The organism is Microvirga splendida (assembly GCF_016427565.1).
Classification (GTDB): Bacteria; Pseudomonadota; Alphaproteobacteria; order Rhizobiales; family Beijerinckiaceae; genus Microvirga; species Microvirga splendida.
In genome coordinates this window covers 19,062-43,016 of sequence record NZ_JAELXT010000025.1, presented here as the reverse complement: position 1 = coordinate 43,016, position 23,955 = coordinate 19,062, and the positions used below count along the sequence as shown (strand labels likewise).

17 protein-coding genes are annotated in these 23,955 nt (G+C 61.8%); 10 read left to right on the top strand and 7 right to left on the bottom strand.

Annotated features, from left to right (window positions below):
* The first annotated feature begins 139 nt into the window (after positions 1 to 139).
* From JAO75_RS18800 to JAO75_RS18790, 3 genes are read left to right on the top strand one after another with little or no spacing between them, the layout of a single operon-like run.
* On the top strand, positions 140 to 1,393 hold the full coding sequence (locus JAO75_RS18800) for an ROK family transcriptional regulator (protein ID WP_199050676.1): 1,254 nt from the start codon (positions 140 to 142) through the stop codon (positions 1,391 to 1,393).
* Entirely contained in the window at positions 1,383 to 3,779 is a 2,397-nt protein-coding gene (locus JAO75_RS18795) for a PIG-L family deacetylase (RefSeq protein WP_425523205.1), read from the top strand. The genes JAO75_RS18800 and JAO75_RS18795 overlap by 11 nt, the downstream gene beginning before the upstream one ends.
* Before the next feature lie 4 nt (positions 3,780 to 3,783).
* Positions 3,784 to 4,701, top strand: coding sequence for a DMT family transporter (locus tag JAO75_RS18790; protein ID WP_199050675.1), 918 nt, complete (start codon positions 3,784 to 3,786; stop codon positions 4,699 to 4,701).
* A 195-nt stretch (positions 4,702 to 4,896) separates the two neighbouring features.
* Here JAO75_RS18790 and JAO75_RS18785 read toward each other — a convergent pair whose 3' ends face one another.
* Entirely contained in the window at positions 4,897 to 6,066 is a 1,170-nt protein-coding gene (locus JAO75_RS18785; protein WP_199050674.1) for a M20 aminoacylase family protein, read from the bottom strand.
* Positions 6,067 to 6,164: 98 nt separating this feature from the next.
* Between JAO75_RS18785 and JAO75_RS18780 the strand changes: the two genes are divergently transcribed.
* The 6 genes from JAO75_RS18780 (at position 6,165) to JAO75_RS18755 (ending at position 12,125) form a co-directional block, all read left to right on the top strand.
* Entirely contained in the window at positions 6,165 to 6,878 is a 714-nt protein-coding gene (locus JAO75_RS18780) for a phosphoribosyltransferase (RefSeq protein WP_199050673.1), read from the top strand.
* A gap of 160 nt (positions 6,879 to 7,038) precedes the next feature.
* Complete coding sequence (locus JAO75_RS18775) at positions 7,039 to 8,079, top strand: ABC transporter substrate-binding protein (protein ID WP_199050672.1); 1,041 nt, start codon at positions 7,039 to 7,041, stop codon at positions 8,077 to 8,079.
* 10 nt (positions 8,080 to 8,089) lie between these two features.
* Positions 8,090 to 8,938, top strand: coding sequence for an ABC transporter permease (locus JAO75_RS18770; RefSeq protein ID WP_199050671.1), 849 nt, complete (start codon positions 8,090 to 8,092; stop codon positions 8,936 to 8,938).
* Positions 8,935 to 9,726 (top strand): ABC transporter permease, encoded by a 792-nt coding sequence (locus JAO75_RS18765; RefSeq protein WP_425523204.1) that lies wholly within the window; start codon positions 8,935 to 8,937, stop codon positions 9,724 to 9,726. The genes JAO75_RS18770 and JAO75_RS18765 overlap by 4 nt, the downstream gene beginning before the upstream one ends.
* Before the next feature lie 6 nt (positions 9,727 to 9,732).
* Positions 9,733 to 10,800 (top strand): ATP-binding cassette domain-containing protein, encoded by a 1,068-nt coding sequence (locus tag JAO75_RS18760; RefSeq protein ID WP_199050669.1) that lies wholly within the window; start codon positions 9,733 to 9,735, stop codon positions 10,798 to 10,800.
* Complete coding sequence (locus JAO75_RS18755; RefSeq protein WP_199050668.1) at positions 10,800 to 12,125, top strand: amidohydrolase family protein; 1,326 nt, start codon at positions 10,800 to 10,802, stop codon at positions 12,123 to 12,125. The genes JAO75_RS18760 and JAO75_RS18755 overlap by 1 nt, the downstream gene beginning before the upstream one ends.
* Before the next feature lie 3 nt (positions 12,126 to 12,128).
* Here JAO75_RS18755 and JAO75_RS18750 read toward each other — a convergent pair whose 3' ends face one another.
* The gene (locus JAO75_RS18750; RefSeq protein WP_199050667.1) at positions 12,129 to 14,003 is read right to left on the bottom strand and encodes an adenine deaminase C-terminal domain-containing protein; all 1,875 of its coding nucleotides are present in this window, start codon (positions 14,001 to 14,003) and stop codon (positions 12,129 to 12,131) included.
* A 101-nt stretch (positions 14,004 to 14,104) separates the two neighbouring features.
* Here JAO75_RS18750 and JAO75_RS18745 point away from each other — a divergent pair, with 101 nt between their 5' ends.
* On the top strand, positions 14,105 to 15,031 hold the full coding sequence (locus JAO75_RS18745; RefSeq protein ID WP_246742598.1) for a nucleoside hydrolase: 927 nt from the start codon (positions 14,105 to 14,107) through the stop codon (positions 15,029 to 15,031).
* Positions 15,032 to 15,488: 457 nt separating this feature from the next.
* On the opposite strand, the gene JAO75_RS18740 is transcribed toward JAO75_RS18745, so the two are convergent.
* The 5 genes from JAO75_RS18740 to JAO75_RS18720 form a co-directional block, all read right to left on the bottom strand.
* Positions 15,489 to 17,078: an ABC transporter substrate-binding protein gene (locus tag JAO75_RS18740; RefSeq protein ID WP_199050665.1), complete on the bottom strand. Its 1,590-nt coding sequence runs from the start codon at positions 17,076 to 17,078 to the stop codon at positions 15,489 to 15,491.
* 1,651 nt (positions 17,079 to 18,729) lie between these two features.
* Positions 18,730 to 20,316 carry an ATP-binding protein gene (locus tag JAO75_RS18735; RefSeq protein WP_199050664.1) on the bottom strand — a complete coding sequence of 529 codons (1,587 nt, stop codon included), beginning with the start codon at positions 20,314 to 20,316 and terminating at the stop codon, positions 18,730 to 18,732.
* Positions 20,313 to 21,014 (bottom strand): response regulator, encoded by a 702-nt coding sequence (locus JAO75_RS18730; RefSeq protein WP_199050663.1) that lies wholly within the window; start codon positions 21,012 to 21,014, stop codon positions 20,313 to 20,315. The genes JAO75_RS18735 and JAO75_RS18730 overlap by 4 nt, the downstream gene beginning before the upstream one ends.
* Before the next feature lie 9 nt (positions 21,015 to 21,023).
* Positions 21,024 to 22,550 (bottom strand): DUF4153 domain-containing protein, encoded by a 1,527-nt coding sequence (locus JAO75_RS18725; RefSeq protein ID WP_199050662.1) that lies wholly within the window; start codon positions 22,548 to 22,550, stop codon positions 21,024 to 21,026.
* 993 nt (positions 22,551 to 23,543) lie between these two features.
* On the bottom strand, positions 23,544 to 23,945 hold the full coding sequence (locus JAO75_RS18720; RefSeq protein ID WP_199050661.1) for a hypothetical protein: 402 nt from the start codon (positions 23,943 to 23,945) through the stop codon (positions 23,544 to 23,546).
* Positions 23,946 to 23,955: the final 10 nt, after the last annotated feature.

Genomic DNA, 23,955 nt, shown 5'->3' with positions numbered 1-23,955 from the left:
GGGCGCCGATCCATCTCTGGTGCCGGCCTTCGTGGCCGATCCAACCTCAAGGCTCCCTTAGAGTTTGCGAGCTGTCAATAAGATAATTCACTTGAGTTATTCCATTCTGCGGGTCATTGTTGCCGCCTGGAGTTTGGAGATGCCGAGAAAATCCAAGGCCGGGGTACGCTCGACGATCGGCAGCAATCCGGAGCGCAACCGCTCCCATAACCGCCGCGTGGTGCTCGATGTCGTTCGCCAGCTTGGTCCAGTCGGGCGCACCGAAATCTCGCGCCATGCGCATCTGAGCACTCAAGCCGTCTCGAACATCGTCGATGACCTCGTCGCCGATGGCCTTCTCATCAAGACCGGGCGGCTCAGGGCGGGGCGCGGACTGCCGCCGATCCAGTTCGCGGTCAATCCGAACGGCGGGATGACGGCTGGCATCGAGATCGCGGCCGACCATATCTCTACGCTCCTGGTTGACATCGGGGGGCGCGTCCGGGCGCAGCGCACGGTCTCAATCCCGCGCAACGATCCTGATACGGTGCTGCCCGTCATCAAGGCCGAGATCGCCGCAGCACAGGCTCAGCTGAAATCCCCCGTGCCGCAGCTTCTCGGGGTCGGAGTGGTGATGCCGGGTCCGTTCAACGTGGAGGGGATGACCTCCGTCGGCCCCACGACCCTGTCAGGGTGGGCAGAGTTCGATGCAGTGGCCACCATCGGCCAAATGCTCGCAGCGCCCGTCACTCTCGAGAACGATGCCACCGCCGCAGCCGTTGGGGAGCGCCTTCACGGTGCAGCCAAGGATCTCAAGAACTTCTGCCTGATCTATTTCGGGCAAGGGCTCGGCCTCGGCATCCTGATCGACGGGCGCCCTTACCGGGGCGCTAACGGCAATGCCGGCGAGATCGGGCATGTGCTGATCGAAAGAGGCGGACGCCTTTGCTCGTGCGGCCAGCACGGCTGTCTTGAGGCCTATGCCTCCGTGCAGGCTCTTGCCGAAAAACTCTCCGCGGCAGGAATTCTGGGGGTCGACTACACGCGCCTGGAGCAGTTACACCGCGAGCGGCACCCGATCATCGCGGAATGGGTCGCTGAGGCGGCCGGTTATCTCGCGCCTCAGGTTGCGATGCTCGAAAATCTCTTCGACCCCGAGGCCGTCGTCATTGGCGGTGCTTTGCCACCAGGTCTGCTGGAGGATCTCACGAAAGCCATGCAGCCGCTGCCCCTGTCCGTTGCGCGCCGCAGGAACCGGAACGAAGCACGCCTGATCCACGGCCGCACGGGGCGGTTCACGGCGGCACTCGGCGCCGCAGCGCTGCCGATCCTCGAAGCCATGACGCCTCGGCTCGACACCGCTCAGGCAGCCGCCCGCGAAACGACAAACGAGGAGATCGCATTTGCTGGATGATCACAGCCGTTTGGCCCACGCTGTCCATCAGCCGGCTCTCGTGCGCCTGCATCGAGCCCTCAGCCGGCTGTCTTCCGTTCTGACGGTCATGAACACCGGTGCGCATCCGGATGACGAGATCAACGGGATGCTGGCAGCCTTGCGCTTCGCCTACGGCATGCGGGTCGTGGTGGCCTGCTCCACCCGGGGTGAGGGAGGGCAGAATGCGCTCGGACCCGAGCGGGGCGGCGTTCTCGGCGTGCTGCGTACGGCTGAGATGGAGGAGGCCGCGCGCCGCATGGATGCGGATGTGGCGTGGCTCGGCCATGGTCCCGACGACCCGGTTCACGATTTCGGATTCTCGAAGAACGGAGACGACACGCTCCGTCGCTGGGGCGAGGAGCGCATCGTCGAGCGCCTCGTGCGCGCTTACCGCCGCTACCGTCCGGACATCGTCATCCCGACCTTCCTGGACGTGCCGGGCCAGCACGGTCACCACCGCGCCATGACCCGCGCAGCTGAGACGGCGCTTGCTCTCGCGGCCGATCCGTCAGCCTTTCCGGAGCATGCCGCGTCGGGCCTTCGGCCCTGGCAGGTGTCCAAGTATTACCTCCCGGCATGGTCGGGCGCAGGTTACGCCTATGACGACGAGGTGCCCCCGCCGCCTGCGACGCTGAGCCTTGAGGCTGCCGGCCCCGACGAGGTTACGGGCCTTGCCTATAAGCAGCTCGGCGAATGGTCGCGGGCCGCGCACGCCTCCCAGGGCATGGGGGTGTGGCGGGACAAGCCGGTTGATCGGTGGAGCCTGCACCTGAAGGTCCGGGCCGGCGGCGGAGCCGGGCCCGAGAATGACATTCGCGATCACATGCCCGCAACGCTGGCTGACATCGCGGCTATGCCGGGCGTGACTGGATCAGAGGCCACGGCCCTGCGGGACGCGCAGGCGCAGATCGAGGCCGCCATCGCGGCCTTCCCGAACCGCTCCCGAATTGTCGAAGCGTTGAACGGTGCGGCGCGTCGGATCGAAGAGGCTCGAAAAGGATTGGGCGAGGAGGCGCTGCGCCAAGTGGGCCATCGCCTGGACCGGAAGCTGCGGAAAATCGATGTGGCTCTGTTCGAAGCCAGCGTCAACACGGCCCGGGCCGTGTTCACCGGATCGGCGCATCCAGGCGCGCGTCTGGCCATGCAGGTGCATATCGATACGCGCGAGCTTTCCGACGTCACGGCGGCGCCCCGCCTTCCGGCAGGTGTCGACGCCACCGCGACGCACGACCAGCCAGGGCTCGTGCATTATGAGATTGCGATTGCTGAAGCGGCGCCTCATACCGGGAACTATCCCGAGTCCTTCGATCCGCTGGGCGGCAACGGCGAGGCAGGCCTTCGCATCTCGGGAAAGGTCGGAGAACGCAGGATCGAGGTCGATCTCGATCCGGAAGAGCCCCTGAAGATCAGACCGTGTCACTCCCTTTCTCTCGATCCTGCGGTGGCACTCATCAAGACGGGAGAACCTGCCTCCGGTATCCGGGTGAGAGCGGTGGGAGTCGAGCCGATGGATTGGCAGGTACCGGCGGGCTGGACAGTTCGCCAGGAGGGAAGCGACTGGGTTGCCGTGCCACCCCGTGAGGGCGGCGCTGGTATTGCAACGCTCGTTCCTATCGTGAACGGCAGGCCGGCGAGTTCGGTGCGGACCATTGCCTATCCGCACATTCGGCCGACATCGATCGCCGCGCCGGCGGAGCTGAAGGTCCTCTCGCTCGACGTTGCCCTCCCGGCGGGAGCCCGGATCGGCTATGTGGGCGGCGGGAGCGACAATGTCGGCGCCCATCTGCGCCGTCTCGGCCTCGACGTGACGGATCTCGGGGAGGCCGAACTGAAGGCGGGCTCGCTTTCCGCCTTCACGACCATCGTCGTCGGCATCTTCGCCTTCGGCCTCAGGCGCGACCTTCAGAGTGCGACCGCGCGGCTGCACCGCTTCGTGGAAGAGGGAGGGCATCTGGTGACGCTCTACCACCGCCCCACCGATGCGTGGGACCCTGCCACGACGCCGCCGCGCCGCCTCGTCATCGGATCGCCCTCGCTGCGCTGGCGCGTGACCGATCCCGCCGCTCCCGTCACTGTTCTGAAGCCGGAGCATCCGCTGCTGACCTCCCCGAACCGTATCGAAGCTGGTGACTGGCAGGGCTGGGACAAGGAGAGGGGCCTCTACTTCGCGGCGGAGTACGATGCCGTCTACGAGGAACTGCTGGCCCTGAACGATCCGGGCGAGAACCCGCTCAGGGGCTCCCTGATCTCCGCCCGGATCGGGGGCGGGCGACACACGCACGTATCGCTCGTGCTGCACCATCAGCTGGACAAGCTGGTTCCCGGCGCGTTCCGCCTGCTCGCAAACCTCGTTCAGCCTGCCTGAGCCTATGGCGGTCGAAGCCGAAAGCCGATCCGCCGGCTCCGCAGTCTCCCTGTGGAGCAGCGCGGGGTGGCTGCTGCTCGACATGAGCCTGGTCACGATCATGCAGGCCATGGTCAAGGCGAAGGGCGACACCTATCCGGCGGTTCAGCTCGTCTTCCTGCGTTCTCTTGTTGGGTTCCTAGCCGTGGCTCCGCTCATGTGGCACCATCGTGCTAAGCTGGCGAACCTGTCGAACATCCGCGGCCATCTGGTGCGCGTCGCCTTCAACTCCACGGCGCTGACCTGCAACTTCGCGGCCTTCGCGGCGCTCCCGCTCGCCCTCGTCACCGCTATTGGCTATACCCGCCCCCTGATCCTGCTGGCCATGGCGGCAGTTCTGCTCGGGGAGAGGGTGAGCCGAATCCGCTACGCGCTCACGGCCTTAGGTTTCGTCGGCGTTGTTGCCATGCTGCGGCCGGACGAGATTCCATGGAACATCGGCCTGCTCGCTGCTTTCGGCTCCGTGTTCTTCGGCGCGCTCTCCGTGGTGCAGACACGTCGCCTCGCTGGCGAGGACACGGTCGTTCTGATGCTCTTCTACACGGTGGGCCTCACACTCCTGACATCGATTCCGGCAGCCCTCGTCTGGGTGCCAATTCCATGGACCGAGGCACCGAGCATCATCCTGATCGGGATCCTAGCCCAGGTCGGGCAATATTGCTGGCTCCAGGCTTATCAGAAGCAGGAGGCGCGGCTTCTGGCGCCCATCGGATACCTGTCCATCATCTTCTCGGGTTTTGCGGGCTGGGTCTACTTTGACGAGGTTCCATCATTGTCGCTGTGTCTCGGCGCAGCCGTCGTCGTCCTAACCACGATCCTCGCAACACCCGTCGAGCAGTGGCTTAAGATTAGAAGTAGAGGGAAGGCCCGGTCCGGCGTCTAAGACACCAGCACAATGTCACCTTTGGCACGAGGCGGAAGTAGATCGAATTTCCGCATCCATGGCGCGAGCGAACCTTCATTTGGTGCTCTCTTCTTCTTCGGTTGATCCAAAGCGGTCACTCCGCACCTTCCAGTGATTATGACCTTTTGGACACAAAAATCCGTTTGACTGAACTGCTATCTTAAATCCTGGAAATCATGCTCCGAGTTCCTGCTCGACGAGGGCCACCCAGAAGGCGACGCCGGTTGGAATGGCTTCGTCGTTGAAGTCGTAAGCCGTGTTGTGGTGGAGCGCTCCGTCGACGGCGGGGCCGTTTCCGAGCCACACATACGCTCCTGGAGCCGCCTCAGCGAAGAAGGCGAAATCGTCGCCGGCCGTCGAGGGCTCGAAGTTCGTCACGACCTTTGAGCCGCAGGCGGCCTGCGCCGCCTTCAGCGCTCGGGCCGTCGCGTCCGGGTGATTGATCACCGGCGGGATGCGCCGGCGGAATTCGTAGGTCACCTCGATACCGAACATGGAAGCCACGCCCCTGGCGAGCCGCTCGATTTCAGCTTCGAGCTGGTCGCGCACCTGGGCGGAATAGGCTCGCGCCGTGCCGCCGATTTCAACCACATCCGGAATGACGTTGAGCGCCCGCGGATCGCCCGCCTGCACCGAGCAGGCGCTCACCACCGCGGGCTGCAGCGGGTTCACCACGCGCCCCACGATCGTCTGCAGGGCGGAGAGGAAGTAACCGCTTGCCGTGATCGGGTCCTTGCCGAGATGGGGCTTGGCGCCATGAGTGCCGACGCCCTTGAAGGTCACGAACCAGCTGTCCGACGAAGCGAGCTGCGGACCTGCGGTGACGGCCATCTCGTCCACGGCCAGTCCCGGCATGTTGTGCAGCCCATAGACCGCATCGCAGGGGAAAAGATCCAACAAGCCGTCCTCGATCATCTTCTTCGCGCCGCCCCGGCCTTCCTCCGCAGGTTGGAAGATGAAATGCACCGTGCCGGAAAAGTTGCGCGTTTTCGCGAGGTGGCGAGCCGCTCCGAGCAGCAGGGTCGTGTGCCCGTCATGTCCGCAGGCATGCATCTTGCCGGCAAGTTTCGACTTATAGGGCCGCTCCGCCTGCTCCGGCATGGCCAGGGCATCCATGTCCGCGCGCAGGCCGATGGTACGCGTGCCGTTGCCGATCCGGAGCGTGCCGACGACTCCCGTCTTCCCTAAGCCGCGATGCACCCGAAGACCGGCTTCCTCCAGCAGGGTGGCGACGATGCTGCTCGTCCTTTCCTCCTCGAAACCCAGCTCCGGATGCGCATGTAAGTCCTGGCGAAGGTTGCGCAGGAATGATAGATCCGCCTGGATGAGGTCATGAGGGGGCATCGCGCTGTCGTCCTGAAGTGCCGTTTCGGCTCGTTCGATAGCGCGGTGGCGATCAGGTCACAATCACCCTTCTTCCAGCAGGCGGACAGAGACGAGCGATGCAGCCCCACGATTTCTGGCAGGAGATCCATCCGCCCGAGACCTTCGAGCGTCAGCCCGCCGAGGGGCATTGCGGCTTCTTCCCGGCCGAGTTCGAGGACGGAAGGCAGTTGCGCCTTCCGATCCGCGAACTCGCCGATGGCGAGCATGCGCTGGCCTCCCTCATCATCAACCAGGCAGGTTTCGCCGTGGAGGAGGCGCTCTGCGCCAGCCTCGCCGAAAAGGTCCGCGTCTTTGAACCGGAGGTGGTCGTGGGCCTTCCGACATTGGGTCTGACCCTTGCAAGCGGCACGGCCAGGAAGCTCGGGCACAGCCGCTATGTCCCGCTCGGGACCTCCCGCAAGTTCTGGTACCGAGAAGACCTGTCGGTGCCCATGACCTCCATCACGAGCCCGGAGCAGGTCAAGCGCCTCTACCTCGATCCACGCATGCTGCCTGTCATCGAGAATAGGCGGGTCCTGCTTGTTGACGACGTGATCAGCAGCGGAAGGTCGATCGTGGCAGCACTGGAACTCCTCGCCTCGTGTGGGATCAGGCCCGTCGTCATCGGCGCGGCGATGCTCCAGACGGATGCCTGGCGGGAGAAGCTCGCGGCTGTCGATCCGCGCTGGCCGGATCGCGTCATCGGGGTGCTGCGCACGCCACGTCTCAAGCGGAATGCTGCCGGGGGCTGGGCACCCGTGGAGCTGTCGCCCGATCTGCGAGCTTTTTGAGCAGAATGGCTGTAACGTAGGCATTGTCCCGGAAGAGCGGGGCTTTCCCGAGGGCAGGGTTGTGTTAATGCCTATGGCGCCAGGGCGAGGAGTCGTCCGCGTCATGGGAACGGCACCAGGCCCCTCGTTGGCGAAACATTGGAACGTAGGAGATCCCGAGATGGTAGCGCGTTGGTACAAACCGGTTGCGAGCATGGCCTTTGTTCTGGCGGCGCTGAGTGCGGCCCCGGCCATGGCTCAGAACAAGACCCTCACGATCTCCTGGTGGGGCTTCAACGGCGACAAGCTTGAAGAGATCGTCCTTAAGCCGTTTCGCGCCCAATGCGGCTGCGATCTGGTCTTCGAGACGGGCAACAACGCCGACCGCCTGAACAAGATCAAGATCCGCGGCGGCAGCGGCGTCGATGTGGTCTATCTCACCGACAGCTATTCTCAGATCGGCATCCAGGAAGGCCTGTTCCAGCCGGTCGACCGCTCCAAGCTTCCCAACCTCAACGGCATCTATGAGCTGGCCCGCGCGCCTCAGGGCCAGTTCGGCCCGGCCTATACCATCGGCCGCGTCGGCATTATCTACGACAGCGCCAAGGTCAAGCCGCCGATCACCTCCTGGAACGACCTGTGGCGCGAGGACCTGAAGCGTCAGGTCTCGCTTCCCGGCATCACCACGACGGCCGGGCCGATGACCGTTCTGGTCGCAGCCAACAAGGCAGGCGTCGACTCTTACAAGGATGAGAGCGCAGCCTTCAAAGCCCTCGAGCAGCTGAAGCCCAACGTGGTGAAGAACTACAACACCGGTTCCGAGCTCGTGAACCTGTTCTCGACCGGCGAGGTCTCGGTCGCCATGGCGCAGGACTTCACTCTGGCTCAGATCCAGGCGGCTGTGCCGACCGCCCGCTGGGCCGAGCTGAAGGAGGGCGACTACGCCACGCTCAACACGGTGAACATCGCCAAGGGCGCGGCGAATCCGGACTTGGCGCATCAGTTCATCAACTTCATTCTCGACCCCAAGATCCAGCAGACGCTGGCCGAGCGGGGCGTGGATGCTCCCGTCGCCACCGCGGTGCAGCTGAAGCCCGAGGAGGCGGCCCGCTGGACCTACGGACCCCAGATGATCTCGTCGCTCAAACGCCTCGACTACGAAAAGCTCAATGCGGCCAAGAGCGACTGGATCGATGCCTGGAGCGAGGTCTTCGGGAAGTAATCTAGCCATCATGACCTCAGGACTTTTCCGGCGCCGCAACGGCGCAACCGGGTGGGCGCTCTCCGCGCCCGCCACTCTCGCGGTCATCGGGTTCCTGCTCGTGCCGATTGGAGCCGTGATCGCCGGCACCTTCATGGATCCGCGCGGGGTCTTTGCCCCATATATCTCCTATTTCAACAGCGGCTTTCGCACGACTGTCCTATTCCGGACGCTCCAGATCGCCGCGCTGACGACGATCACCTCCCTGATCTTCGGCTTCATGACCGCCTATGTGGTGTCACGCGCACCGGGCAAGCTGAAAAGCCTGCTCATCGTCGCCGCCGTGTTCCCGCTGCTGACCGGCGTGGTGGTGCGTGCCTTTGCCTGGCTCATCATCCTGGGCCGCAACGGCATCCTGAACCAGACCCTGCTCGCGCTCGGCATCACGAGTGAGCCGCTCGAGATGCTCTACACGCAAGGCGCGGTCATCGTCGGCATGGTCTACCTTTTCGTGCCGCTCATGGTGCTCTCCCTCGTCGGCGTACTGGAGAACATCCCCAGGGACGTGCTGCAGGCCTCCTCGTCGCTTGGGGCATCGCCGCTCGCCACCTTCTGGCAGGTGCTTCTCCCACTGGCCGTGCCCGGGCTGATCGTCGGCGCCGTGCTGGTCTTTACCGGCAGCTTCACGGCCTATGCCACGCCGCAGCTGCTCGGCGGTGAGCGCCAGACCGTGCTCGCCACGCTGCTCCATCAGCGCGCAATGGTGTCCTTCGACTGGGTTGGTGCGTCGACCATCGCGGCCATCATGACGGTGATCACCATCACCATCGTTCTCGCGATGAGCCACATCGCCCGCCGTATCAATCCCATGGCCACGTGATGTCCGACAGACCTCATCCCTTCCTCATCGTCGTTACGGCGCTGGTCTATCTGTTCCTGATGCTGCCGCTGGTCATCGTGGTCGGCGCGGCACTGAGCGACACCACGTATCTCACCTTCCCACCGCAGGGGCTGTCCCTGCGCTGGTTCGAAAACATCTTCGAGATCAGCGCTTTCCGGCGGACCATCATAACGAGCCTTCAGATCGCCTTCCTTGGAACGATGATTGCTCTCCTGATCGGGATTCCTGCAGCCTATGCGCTCAACCGCTTCCGGATCGAGCTCCCGAAATGGCTCGGGACGCTGTTCGTGCTGCCGATCCTTGTGCCCGAGATCGTATTCGGTTTCGCCCTGCTCAAATCGTTTACGGTCGGAACCGGTGCGCCGATCTTCCTGTCCCTTCTCATCGGCCATACGCTCATCGTGCTGCCGTATGTCGTCCGTGTGATCAGCGCGAGCCTCGCCTCGTTCGACTTCTCCGTCGAGGAGGCCGCGATCAGCCTCGGCAGTTCGCCTGTGAAGACGTTCTTCACCATTGTGCTGCCGAATATCAGGGCAGGGGTGATCGCGGCCTTCATCCTCGCCTTCATCACCTCGCTCAACGATGTGTCGGTATCACTCTTCCTGACGGGGCCGGGGATCAGCACCCTGCCGATCCAGATCCTCGCTCATGTGGAGCAGTTCTTCGACCCGACGGTCGCGTCCGTCTCCGTGCTTTTGATGTTCCTCACCGTGGCCGTCATGGCCGTCGTGGAGCGAACCCTCGGCCTCACCTTTCTTGCGAAGTAGCTTTCCGTGACACAGCCTCTCGATCTTCAAGCCGTCTCCGCCCATTACGGAACGACCAAGGTTCTCGAAGACCTCTCGCTCTCGGTCCAGGCCGGTGAGCTTGTTTCGCTTCTCGGGGCCAGCGGCTGCGGGAAAACCACCACTCTGCGCCTGATCGCAGGCTTTCTGACGCCGACCACGGGCTCGATCCAGCTCGGCGGCCGCGACCTCACACGCCTGCCGACCCACAAGCGTGACATCGGCCTCGTTTTCCAGAACTACGCCCTGTTTCCCCATCTCTCGGTGCTCGACAATGTGGCCTTCGGGCTGAAGCAGAGGGGCCTTGGATCCTCCGAACGCCGCAAGCGGGCCATGGCCATGCTGGAACGCGTGGGGCTTTCGGCTCTTGCGGATCGAGCGCCCGGCGCTCTCTCCGGTGGCCAGAAGCAGCGTGTTGCCCTGGCGCGAGCGCTTGTTATCGAGCCGCCGCTGCTGATGTTCGACGAGCCGCTCTCGAATCTCGATGCGAAGCTCCGGGTCGACATGCGAGTGGAGATCCGCCAGTTGCAGCGGTCGAACGGCACCACCTCGGTCTATGTCACGCACGACCAGGAGGAGGCCTTCTCGATCTCGGATCGAGTCGCCATCATGAATGCCGGGCGGCTCATGCAGTTCGACCGACCCGAGGTGCTCTACCGGCGCCCTGCCAACACCTTCGTGGCCCGCTTCGTCGGCTTCGAGAACATCATCCCGTTCAAGGTCGTCGCACGCGAAGGCGATACGGTCACCGCCGAGACCGCCGGAATGACCCTGCGGCTGTCGCAGGCCGCCTACGGGGCGATCCCCGACACCTTCCTGCTCGCCACGCGGCCGGACGGCCTGATGGTGTCGACGGATCCTGCCGCTGAAGGACTTCCAGCCCGGCTGGGGCTCAGGACCTATCTCGGCCGCGCTTATCAGTACCAGTGCGAAACGGCGGCCGGTCAGCTCATCGCCAACGGCAGCCTCACGAATCCGCTTGAGGCCGGCACGGGCGTAAAGCTGGTCCCCATGCCGGAGCAATGCACCATTCTGGCCAGTGAGGGAACCCGGTGATGGCATCAATCCTCATCAGGAACGCCTGCCTGCTCCCCATCGACGCGAGCATGAGCGTCATCGAGAATGGGTGGATCCACGTCGAGGGCGGCACGATCCGGGCGCTCGGCGCCGGCGAGCCGCCGCAGGTGGATGGGGCCGAGATCGTCGATGCGGGCGGGGATGTGATCATGCCCGGCATGGTCAATCCCCACGCCCATTTGGCCATGACGCTGTTCCGCGGCCTCGGCGAGGACGTGGACGACCGGCTGTTCCGTTATGTGCTGCCGATGGAGCGCAAGTTCGTCACGCCCGAGATGGTGCGGGTGGGCACGCTCCTCGGCGCGCTGGAGTCCATCGAGGCTGGCGTCACAACCATCGCCGACATGTACTATTACGAGACCGAAGTGGGGCGGGCTCTCGAGCAGGCAGGCCTGCGCGGCGTGGTCGGCCAGACGCTGGCCACCTTCGATCCGCCTGACCACAAGACGATCGATGAGGGCTTCGCCTTGGTTGAGGAGCTTGTCTCCGAGTTTTCGGGACACGACCGGATCACTCCTTCGATTGCGCCCCACGCGCCTTACTCGACCGATATCGACGTGATGGCACGCGTCGCTCGCTGGGCTGAGGCTCACTCTCAGGTCCCGGTGCAACTTCATCTCGCCGAGATGGACAGCGAGATGGAATGGTGCCGCAAGAACCATGGCATGCGGCCCGTTGAGGTCGTCGAAAAGGCGGGGCTGCTGATCCCTGGCTTGATCGCCGCCCATTGCCTGCACATCGACCCCTTCGAGATCGAGCGTATGGCGAAGGCGGATGTGCGCGTCGCCCACAATGCCCGCTCGAATGCCAAGGCCGGGCGCGGCATCGCACCCATCGAGGCCATGCGGGCGGCAGGCATCAAGGTGGGGATCGCCACCGATGGCCCGATGAGCGGCAACACGCTGGACCTGTTCAGCCAGTTTGGGCCTGTCTCCATGTTCCAGAAGCTCCTCGGCCACAGCCGCAAGCCCATGCCGGCCGCCCAGGTGATCCGCATGGCGACGCTGGAAGGCGCGCAGGTGCTGGGTCTCGACAGCCGCATCGGCTCGCTCGAGCCGGGCAAGCAGGCGGATCTCATCCGGATAGACCTGTCGGCGCCACGCATGCAGCCCGTCTATGACATCTACGCGACCCTGGTGTTCTCCGCCATGCCGGTGGACGTGCAGGATGTGATGGTCGGCGGCCGCTGGATCATGCGGGGCCGCAACGTGGAGAGCCTGGAGCGCAAGAAGATCCTGCGCGATGCAGGCCAGATCGCCGCTGCGTTCAAGGCCGAAATGGCCCGGATCGACGCGGCCGGTTGAGCATCACCAGACGACCGGGTGTGTCTGCCCGGTCGCCACGTTCACGAAGCCCTGAGGAGCGGCCTCGCAGGGCGCGGCCAGAACCCAGCGCCAAGGCGCGCAGGTCAGGGTCGCGAATTGCAGCCGCTCGGGAAAGCCTGGATACCAACGCGGCGAAAAGGTCGGTTCGTAGAGCCAGTCGATTTCATCGGCCGCCGCATAGAGCTTCTGCATGTCGGCGTCGAGCTCTTCCGCCGGTCTTTGGGTCATGAGCCCGCCGATTTCGTAGCGCACCTCGGCCAGAACCTTGCCGCCGCTGACGAGAACCCAGCCACCGCCGATCTCCGCCACCCGGTTGGCGACCATCGCCATGGCTTCATCGGACGAGCCGACGATCCAGAGATTGTGCTTGTCGTGGGCCACCGTGCAGCCAACGGCCGTGTCCGGTGTTTTCGGTCCGCAGCCGAGCCAGAACATGCGGGAGATTTTCGCCTCGCCTGAGAATCGGTCGACAATGGCGAACTTGGTGACGCTTCGGGCCGGGTCGCGCTGGATCTCGCCGTTATCGACTGGCAACTCCATCGTGATGAACTCGTCATGCCAATGGAAGGGCCGCAGAAGAGCGGCCTTCATCGTGACTCGGCCGGGTTCGGCCGTTATGGCGAAATCCGAGGGCTCGATCCTGCGCTGGATATTGACCGTCTTGGACGCCCATTCGGGCCAGTTGATAGATGGCAGAGAGCCGCAATATTCCCTTCCCCGAGAGACTTGCCGGCCATCGGCCCAGACCTCGGCAATGGAGAGGGTTTCTACATCGTCGAGCAGCACGAGGTCAGCGAACCGCCCCGGGGCGATGCTGCCGACCCAGGAAGTGAGACGCATGTGACGCGCCGGGTTGATGGTGACGCACTGGATCGCGATCTCCGGCGAGAGACCGGACTGGATAGCGAGGCGGACATTGTGGTCGGTCGCACCCATCTTCAGCGTGTCCGAGGCGCTGCGGTCGTCTGTGGCGAAGGCGACTTGAGACCAGTCCGACAGGCCGTGCCCAAGGAGCCCCGCGATGATCTCCGGCATGGAATGGGGCCTGATCTCGATGAAGATGCCGTGGCGCAGCTTCTCCCACACCTCCTCGGCGGTCCAGCCTTCGTGATCGGAGGCGAGACCTGCCGCCGCGAACGCGTTGATCGAGTCGAGGTCTCGCAGACCGGCACCGTGACCTTCGACGACGCCGCGGTTTTCGAACGTCGCCTGGATCATGCCCCAGAGCCGTTGGTGCGAGGGGTTCTCTGGATTCCAGACCGCAGGCCAGTCCATCACCTCGTCGAGGCCAGCGACCATGAGGCTCTGCTTGAGGAAATCCGCCTGCTCGTCATAGCCATAATAGCCGCCGCCCCATTCATAGGCGGTGGGCGGCACGGCCGATCCGGGCAGCGGGAAGATCTTCATGGGCGAGCCGTGGCGGCGGGCCGTCAGCCAGAACTCCAGATTGTGTGTACCATCCACATTCGAGAACTCGTGGCTTGCCTCGCAGGTCCAGGTGTTGCCGTGCGGCAGAACGAGGGCAGCCTCGTATTCCGGCGTAATGTGAGAGCTTTCGATGTGCTTGTGCACCTCGCCGAAGCCCGGGACCGCCGCGAGGTTCGAGCGATCTTCCCGCGCAAGCGTCGCTCCGGGAAACGTGCCCGCAGGTCCCGTCCAGGCAATGCGCCGACCGCGGATTGCGATCTCCTGATCGTCAAGCCATGTGCGGGTGTGAACGTCGAGCAGGCGCCCGACGCGCAGGAGCAGGTCCGCGGGCCGCCTGCCCAGGGGTACCAGAAGGAGGTCCTGCCGGATCTTCACCTCATCGGCAGCATTCACCAGAAGATCGTCCGGGAGCGGGGCTGAATGTGTCACGAGGCACCTGCGGCTATGGTCAAATGGAGCGCTCTGTCCGATAACCGGATGCTCGGACTCACAAGGTTTTTACCCCCATCATGCCCCTCGCAAAACCCCGCATGACCGTCATCGACACCGATCCCGGCATCGACGATGCCATCGGCATTCTCCTGGCGCTCTCTTCGCCAGAATTCACCATCGCCGGGGTCACGACCGTGGCGGGTAACATCGGTATCGAAGCCACAACGCGCAATGCGGGCCGCCTTCTTGCGTTTGCAGGCCGCGAGGATATTTCGGTGTTTCAAGGGGCAGCCGCGCCACTGTCGCGGGTTGGACCCGAGCCGCTGAACCTTCACGGTGAAGACGGCATCGGCGGGGTTGCCTTGCCTGACCCTGCACGCCCCCCTGAAGGCCGGAATGCAGTGGAATGGCTGGCTGAGTTCCTGCTCGACCAGCCAGTTGGAACCGTGGACGTGCTAGCCCTGGGGCCGCTAACGAACATTGCCCGTCTCATCCTGGCATCACCGGAGGCGGCGAAGCGCGTCGGGCGCGTCATTGCCATGGGGGGAGCCATTTATGAGCGGGGCAATGTCGGGCCGCGCTCTGAATTCAACCTTTGGGCGGACCCCGAAGCGGCGGCAGTGGTTGTCACATCCGGTCTGCCGCTTGTGCTGATCCCCCTCGATGTCACCCGGCGCGTACGCGCCACGCGCGAGTTCTCGGGAATCCTGGCGTCCAGCGAGAAGTCCTTTGCCTCCATGGCCGGCAAGCTCATCGAGTCCTATTTCGAGTCCACTACTAACCGGGAGAGCCGTCCGCTGCATGATCCATGCGTAATGCTCTTTGCACTCTCGCCGGAACTCTTCCACTGCGAGAATCTGGAACTAAGCGTCAGTACCGCTGGCAATGAGCACGCTGGAGAACTGGCGGTTGCGGCAGGGAGTACCTCTGTTCGAGTGGCTTTGAGAGTCGATGCTCCAGCTGCCCTGGAACTTCTAGAAAGACAGTTAACTGCTGCTCAGGCCGGGGACAAATTCAAGATTTAAGGCATCGGAAAGAATGGACCTGGAGCCCGCATACCTTCCGTAGTCGAGTCAGGATGTCCGATCCTTGGTCCATCCTTAGAAATGTGGCGATGTCTGCTCGCGCGGCGTAAGCGGACGTCCGCGCAGGGCAGGGAACTTCAGAAAATGACCCATACCAGACTTTTGTCGCGAAGATGGACAGCGCTCCGATCCCAGGTCTGCGCCAGAGCACTCACTGCCAAATCAGCGGTCCTTCAAGCTGACAGGCATGGCTGCGGTTCAGAACCTGTTCGACAAAACAAGCGAGCGGCGGGAGAGAGAACTCGCACAGGTCACGACAGAACGTTAGCCGTACCACGAAAAAGGACCGTCCTAGGCCTAGGATTGGCCAAGGACGGCTGCATGCTCATGACGGCACTAGCATGGGCCAGCCCGTCGCGCCGCAATTACAGGAACAACGATCCCTATTCGTGAATCGTTATTCCTTCTTTGCCCAGTAGAACAGGAGCTGGTTGTCGGCCCGCTGAACGAGCTTGACCTTCTTCGACACGCCCCAGGCGAGCGCCTGCTGGTGCAGCGGGATATGGCCGTAGTCTTTAGTGGCGATTTCAAAAGCCTTCTTGATCAGTTGATTGCGCTTCTCCGGATCCGTTTCTACCAGGATCTGGTCGGTCACAGCATCAAGTTCCTTGTTGCAGTACCCGCCATAGTTGGTCTCGCCCCGGCTCGATCCAGGAACGTCTCGGCAGCCCATCACGTCATGAAGAACATTGTGGCTGTCGAAGGTGCCAGGGGTCCAGCCGAGCAGAGAGACCGAGGTGGTGTAGCCGCCCGACTTGCCGGCTTTCCCAAAGTAGAGGGCCTTAGGCTGTGCCGTCAGGTTCACCTTGACACCTGCGCGAGCCAGCATGCTGACGACGGCCTGACAGATCGCTTCGTCATTGACGTAACGGTCGTTGGGGCAGTCCATGCCGACCTCGAACCCGTTCGGGTAGCCAGCGTCGGAAAGAAGCTTCTTGGCACCCTCAAGGTCATATTTCGGGCGCTCGAAGTCCTTTGCGTGGACGAAGAGCTCCGGTGCGATCATTAGTGCCGAAGGGGCCGACAATCCCCGCATGACGCGGTCGCGGATCAGGTCAACATCAATCGCCTTGAAGAACGCCTCCCGAACCCGCACGTCCTTGAATGGGTTCTTGCCCTTCACGTTCGAGAACAGAAGCTCGTCGCGGGCCGAGTCCATGTTGATAAAGATCGTCCGGAGTTCGGGCCCTGTGAGTACCTGGGCATTGGGCGAAGAATTGACGCGCGCGATATCCTGCACCGGGACCGGTTCGATGACATCAACCTCGCCCGACAGGAGCGCTGCGACGCGGGTGGCGTCACTTGCGATGGGCGTGAAGACGATCTCATCCAGGTTGTGCTCCGGCTTGTCCCACCAGTTCGGGTTCGGCTTGAAGACCGTCTTCACGCCAGCCTGATGGCTTTCGATCTTGAACGGCCCCGTACCGTTGGCGTTCAGCGCCGCAAAGCTCGGCGTTGTGGCAGCCGCCGGCGTCGGAGCGGTGGCGTTGTTCGCCTCCGCCCATTCCTTGTCCATGATGTACCAGGTGTCCCACTGGGAGTTCAGGATCGGGTTCGGAGACTTGAGCTTCACGTCAACCGTATGGTCATCGATCTTCACAAGCTCGGCACTGGTCGGCACGCGGGTCGTGAAGTTCGAGCCCTGCGCCCGCACCCGGGTGGCCGAGAAGATCACGTCGTCCGCGGTGAAATCGTTGCCGTTGTGGAACTTGACGCCTTTGCGCAGGAAGAAGCGCCAAGTCAGGCCGTCGTCGCTAATCTCCCAACGCTCGGCGAGGCTCGGCTGAACCGCGAGGTCCTTCCCGCGCCGCGTCAGACCCTCATAGACATGCCCCAGGTGGGCGTTGGTGGTGGTCTCGTTGAGCGTATAGGGGTCCAGGGACTTCAGATCGCCTTGGTTGGCGTAGCGCAGGGAAGCGGCCAAGGCGGGCGTAGATAGGGCTGCAAAGATGATCGAGACGGGGATGAGGACGGTGTTTCGGATCATAAGGCTGTTCTCCACTGGCGGCTCCGCCTGATGTGATGGCGGCGCTCTCGTTCGGTCCGGCCCGGAGCCGGACGGGTCAGCGTGGCAGGAATTCCGGGCAGCGTCCAGCAGGGGAGGGGAGTTCGAGCCCGGAACAGGATCGGCTCCCAAACACACGCAAGCACCCGTAGCAGGATCAAGACGGAGAATAGGCTGAACTACGTTACATAAAGGGCCAAAGCGGAGAAACGCCCGCTGGCAACGGTAAGGGGTGGTTATCAGTACCCGCCGCACCGAGCTGCGAGCAATTCAAAGTACCGAAAAGCGCTCGGACGCGGGAGTCATGAGTTGAATCGAGAGCTGTTGCGTCTGCGCTCTGCAACTTGCTTCAACCGCGGCCCTGCCCAAGGGCGTGCCGCAAGCGATTGACGGAATAGAGCGCGCAACAGCCTCCACGCCCTGAAGATCTCAGATTGACACTTAGCGGACTTCTTTCGAAGGTCTGCTTCAGGATCTTTCCCGGACGCCCCATCTTTGGATTTGAAGCAAGATCGTCTACCGTATGGTTCTCTCAGAATAGAGGCCATAGTGTACTTGGGATAAAGCGCACTGAACCCAGCTGAGCAGTTTGGATGAACCCTGAACTACTCAACGCTTAGGTCGGATCGAGTGGATGCCTGCGGTGGATTTGAACGTTGCCCCGGCGAGTCGGAGCTGGTCAGATTCCGAAGAGGTAAAGCCTGTGCATTACCATCGCGACCGTGTACGCTCCGGCTCTTTCAGAGGCCGGTGATCGAGAAAGACGATCGGGAGAGCACCTGACCTTCCGCCGTTCTGATCTACTGCTCATGGACGTTGCCGCGCTCAGCGTGCCAGCCCTCGAACCAGGTGTCCGCAGGAACTAAACTCATCTGACTCTGGACCGGCTTGCCTAAGAGGGCAGTAAGAGCACAGGAGGCAGAATCCAGTTCGTCCTTAGGAAACCACTTACGTTCCACGTCCGGCGCGCTCACGAACCACGCCCATCTCGGTCCTCTGTGGCAAACCAGGATTGCAGGTTCAAGGCCTGTTTCAATAAGACAGATAGCGATTGCAGTGAGGCTGACGTTGAACTCATCAGCCAAGGTCTCTGCTGTCTCGAAGCTGATGCGCTTCAGCTACCGGACGCGAGGCCAGAACAGGTAATGAGGCATTAAAAGGTTAGCAGCGTACTGGTCGGCGACCCACCCGGGATCGAGCGCATTCCGCTCTCGTTTCTGGCCGATACCCTCCGGACGGCAGAGAAAGCTGCGCCCCCGATGGTGCTGCCAATACCCCAGTTCATGGGCCAGCGAGAACCGTGCCGGCGCAGCCCCAAGCGATCATCGGCCGAGATGACAGCCCGATCCCGGAAACCTAAGATCTGCGCCCCGCAGCTGTCGAGCCGGCGGATCTTCACGGTTGCGTTGCGTTAGTATGCGATCGCCTCAAGGTCAATGTAGGCCGGATCGTCAATGCCAACCTCCTGCACGAGGAGCTCGGCAGCAGTCAGGCGGGTCAAAAAAGTTGAAAGCGCCCGTCAGTATGGGCGGGATGGATAGTCTATAGCGCACTATCTCGACTATAGTTTGAGAAACTGGATACTGGTCCGGGAAGCAGTGAATGAATTTGTACTCGGGAGACATCCGCAGGCTTATGCTTCCGGCAGCCGGATTTCAAATGTAGCTCCTTTTTCGGAAGGCAAGAGCCTGATTGCGCCGTGGTGTGCCTCTAACATGGCTTGGACAATGCCAAGCCCCATCCCTGTTCCTCCTGATTCACGGCGCGTCGTAAAAAATGCCTCAAAAATCATTGCCCGATTGGCTGTAGATATTCCATCGCCATCGTCACTTACAGTAATCGCAACCTCATCGTTATCTGCGAATGCAGATATCTTGATTGTGCCTGCATGATGGCAAATGGAATTATCCACAAGATGGGAGAAAATGATGAGTAGGTTCTCGGCAGATATTGGAACGCAGTAGTCAATATATCCACCAACCTCAATATTTAAATTAGGAGACTGCCTCTTAAGTTCAGGGATAACTGACGTGAGATCTGATTGCCCACCGATGCTCGGAGTTTCGGCACGGGCTAGTTCACGGAGACGGTGAAGCATAAGGGTCAGGCGAGAGGTATCGGCAATGATGTTGTCGAGGAAACGGATTCGCTCAGAAGGCGTCATTGAGCTTGCCACAGCAGCTGCGTCATCCCGCAGAAGTTCCGCCGCACCCTGGATCGAAGTCAGGGGGGTCTTGAGTTCGTGCGTCACATGAGCTGCAAACGTCGCGATATAATCCGAGCGATCATAAAGGCGCCGGGCCATGTCGATGAAGCTCTGGGACAAAAGCGCGATCTCCCGGGTTCCATGATGAGCGAGCGGCTGCAATGCTTCACGCCTGCCATGGCCCACTTCAATCGTCCGTGCGACCAAGGCATGGAGTGGCCTTGTGATGGCTCGGGAGAAAATCAGGCCGATGATCAATGTTGCTCCCAGAACCGACAGTCCTGCGAGGATCAGCTTCCGTTGCTGATCGTATATATGCTTGATGATGTTGTTCGGCGTGCGTGACGCATAGATCACGCCTGCCACGCGATCCTGCACGATAACAGGCATGGCGGCGAAGATCCGCACGCTCGTGCCTCGGCTTAATGAGTAAAGCGGTGGAGGCGGCTCGTTGGAGATGCGTGTGCGCAGAACCGCCTTGTAACGTCCCTGAAGAGCTTCCTTTACCTCCTCGACGTGGCCTAGGGACAAACCTACTTCTTCACGGCCCGCAATGATCACACCTTGTGGGTCGAGTAGACGGAAGCCTGCCAAGGTTATGGATTGCGTCTGCTGCACGATGCCCTGCAGGCGTTCACCGATCGTCATTATAGGAGCCACCGGCGGTCTGAGCGCCGGAACGGCATCCGGCCTTGGATCCAGTACATTATCGCTGGTCAGATCGAGAGATGGCTGCAGGAAACGGTTGAATCCATTGTGCTCTGAGCGCACCGGGGGAGCGGATGCACCAAGCAACAGGTTTGCGTCAGGTGTCTTTTCAACCTCCTGAGCGAAGATCGCGGCGAGCGCGGCACTTTGGGCAATCAGCTCGGCTTCGGTTTGACGGACGAGCTCGTTCTCATAAAGCCGAAAGAAGAACAGGCTGACAAGGGGAAGCGCCAGCACCGTCACAAGGACGGCAAACACGATCATCCCGAGGGTTGGTCGCCACTTGGCTACGACCTTGTCCGTCATATGGCAGCCTCGCATGGGCCCAACCTGAAGCCGACTCCGTGAACGGTATCGATGATGCTCGCGCACCCTGCTGCCGCGAACTTCACTCGGATATTGCGAATGTGACTGTCGATTGTCCGGTTGGATACATAAATCTGAGTGTCGTAGGCAGCATTCATGATCTGCTCACGGGTCAGCACGATTCCAGGCCGGGTGAGGAAGCTCTTCAGGATCGTGAACTCGATTGCAGTAAGCGTAACGGGGGAGCCGTTGAAAGTAACGGCATGGCGAAGAGCGTCCATCGATAAGACTCCCTGAGCCAGGAGCTTGGTTTCAGGTGCCGGCGCTTCCCTCGCGACCCTGCGCCTGAGGATGACGTTGACGCGGGTCACGAGCTCCCTGGGGCTGAAAGGCTTTGTAACGTAATCGTCGCCCCCGATCTCCAGGCCGAGAATGCGGTCAATCTCTTCATCGCGGGCGGAGAGAAACAGGATCGGGACATTGGAGGTCTTCCGGATTTGGCGGCAGACCTCCAGCCCGTCCATCTCGGGCATGCCGATATCGAGGACGATCAGGTCGGGATTGCTCTCCCGAAAGCGGTTGACCGCTTCCCTGCCATCTCGGGCAATCGAGGTTGCCATGCCGCCCTTTTCGAGAGCAAAGCAGATCACCTCGCGGATGTGCGGGTCGTCATCGACGACAAGGATCCGGTGCGCCACTCCTGTCTCCTATGGGATGATGGTCTGTTCGAACGTCGTAGAGGTTGCTGCTTTACCATCCATTCGTCCGGCGAGATAGTGTTGCAGGCGCAGGTCACGGAACGTCCAGGCGCGCCAATCATTCATCTGCTCGCCATGAGCGACGGCGATGCGGTTGCGCCATTGAACGAGGTGGTCCGACGCTGTGAGGTGCTTGCGGGCGATGTAGCGGTCGACCGCGGGGATGACGTGCGGGCCGAGTGTTCGGATGTAGTAAGCGTCTATCGATGTGGCGCCTGGCATCGTCTCGCGTCTGTAGGACAGATTGTGATTTGCGATCACGGCCGCGAAGTTCACGAAGCTGCAGACATAGAGAGTGAGAGCGAGGGAAAGCACATTGGCGCCCACGAGCCAGCCATTGGATCGCCGCAGGGCGATGCGGGCCATGATGAGGATGAGACCTACGGCCACGAGCAGCATCCAAATGAAAGCCGCCATGCGGAGCAGGGTCAAAGAGTAGGTGGCCACATACAATTCGAGGCGCAGGATGGAGGAGGTCACAAGCAGGACGTTCTGCGCAACCCAGAGATAAACCAGCTGCCGAATGATGGGCGACTGCTCGCCCGATCCACCGGGGCGCATGGCGGCCAGCACGAAGCCGGCGGCCAGGAGCGCGGTGATGATCAGGGGATAGGCCCCACGATGGGCGTATGTGGCATAGGTCATGCCTTCAGGCAGTGCTGCTCCGCTCCACAGGTACACAGCGTCGAGGCCGGATTGCACGGCGAAGAGCACATTGAAGATAACCAGCGACCGCAAAATGGCTGCCGGCCCGAAAAGGAGGTTGCTGCCTTTGATACTGGGAGCGTCGACCTTCAGCAGGCCTCGCTTGATCAGCGGCTTCTCGCACAGACGCACGGACAGGAAAGGCCAGGCGACAGCAAGAAGAATAATCCAGGCGGCCAACCGTACGACATCGAATTCCCAACTCTGCCGAGACACATCGAAGATGGCCAGCCATTGCTCGATCAGCGGGTTGGCCGAAGCGAACAGGGCAATGAAAACGGCGCAGCATAGGACAGGAACGATCCAACTCACCATTGCATCCAGCCGCATCCATTGTCGTCCTTCGCGCTGGGCCTCCTGCCTTGCCTCGACAAAATCGGGGATGATTTGGAACGCACCAGTGAGGAGCAACCTTTGGGTCGACGCTGCCAGAGTGTTCCATCCCCTGGAAGCTCCGCCCGTCATGACAATAGCGGCCAGAGCCGTTCCCAAGATCCCGAAGAGGATGGAGATCGTTCCCGTGTCTTCGAGGAGCGGCAGCAGCGCAAAGGTCAGGAGGGTGGCAGCTGCCAGCAGAGTTCGACGTTTACGAACTGGGCTCATGAGGCATGCACCCCCGGCAAGGACGACCAGGAACATGGCCAGCGATACGCCGACGTCGTGATCGTAGAAAAGCCAGTCGCCGAATGCGGTGATCGTGAAGGCGAGAGCCAGCTTTGTACCGAATGTGGAATGGGCCAGGATGGCCAGAGGTCTAAAGACAGCGGTCATGGGAGATCAGCCTGTTCTTGCGAGGAGTGAACTGCGATCCCATCCGGGTTCCTGTTTCCTTCAGTCCGGTCCTTCTGCCTTTCAGGAAAGAGAAGGATGACGGCTGTCGTTTGTTATCCTCTTGAGAGAGCCACCAGCCATCGTTAAGAAGGCGCGTGGGCAAACCGGGAGGTGATTGGATGGGTGAGTTCATGGCGGTAAAGCTGGCAGACCACTTTGCACAGCGATCACAAGCATCGTGCAGGATTTAAGGATTGTTCTGCAGATTCTGTGCAGAAGGAGCCGCTAGTCCCTCAACCGGACTGGGTGCTTTTGGGGCGGAGAAGAGGCTCAAAATCGGAGGCGAAATTGCCTCTACGACCATTTTATATCGGCGGCACAGAGAATAGGTATATCGCAATGCCTTAATAAATACCGGCACTTGTGAAGAGTGTCAGAAGCTAAGAAAGTCTATTTTTTATCAGATACTTAGCGATCGGCGGAACGGGCGAGATACAAACTTCAGTACGGTTGATAAACTTATGGACTGCTAAGTTATCGACGTAATTTATATAATTCAGCAAATAATTCTCTGTCTACAGGCAGAGAATGATTCGTAGCCGACTGGCTGCAGGGCAGATGATTAACCAGCCAAGGCGGAGTTCCACCGGGCTTATTTACATCCGCAATGAAGTGCAGAGCGGACCTTTGGTGCTGCTGCTCTTTGCCACCCTCTGACCCTTAGCGGACAAATATATGGCGCTGCATGCCGTGCTGGGACGTCATCTGATAAAGGCGGTGTTCTTTCCGCCAACGTACGAAGCTAAGAGGGTTCGATCTTTGAGGGCGCGAACGTCATGGCAGAAGACGATGCGAGACTGTAAAGGGACCTGATCCAGATTAGGGTAGGGTAGCTTCAACGGGCCAACCACCAGAGATTGTTTATCGCGGAGCTATCCCAGAGGAAGCCACACGGCGTGTCCCGGCACCATGGTGACGGGTCAGCGACCCGTTTCATGTGGGGCCCGCCTCCTCCCGCTGTCCGACGTGGCCGAGCAGGTAGAGATCGCCCGCAATCGCCGGGCCGGCTCCGCTCTGCCGTGTCAGGGTCGCGAAGTCCTGGGCCACCGCCATCTCGTTGTACCCTTCGACGAGGAGGACCCAGGCGGCTGCGTGAGATGGAGGATTGCTCGCGGGATCTGTCGAGCGAGCTCGTCGAGCCGCGCACGCGCGATCCTGAGGCTCGTCGAGACTTTCGGGCGCAGGACTGATGAAGCCGTCGATGTCCCGTTTCCGATGAGCCGCTAGGGTCTCACCGACCTGATCGGCTGCACCCTGCACATGGTGAGCCGGGCGCTCGGGCCTGGGAGGCGCAACGACAGATCGGACGCCGCTGCGCTTGGTGGTCGCGGACATCAAGGCCGTA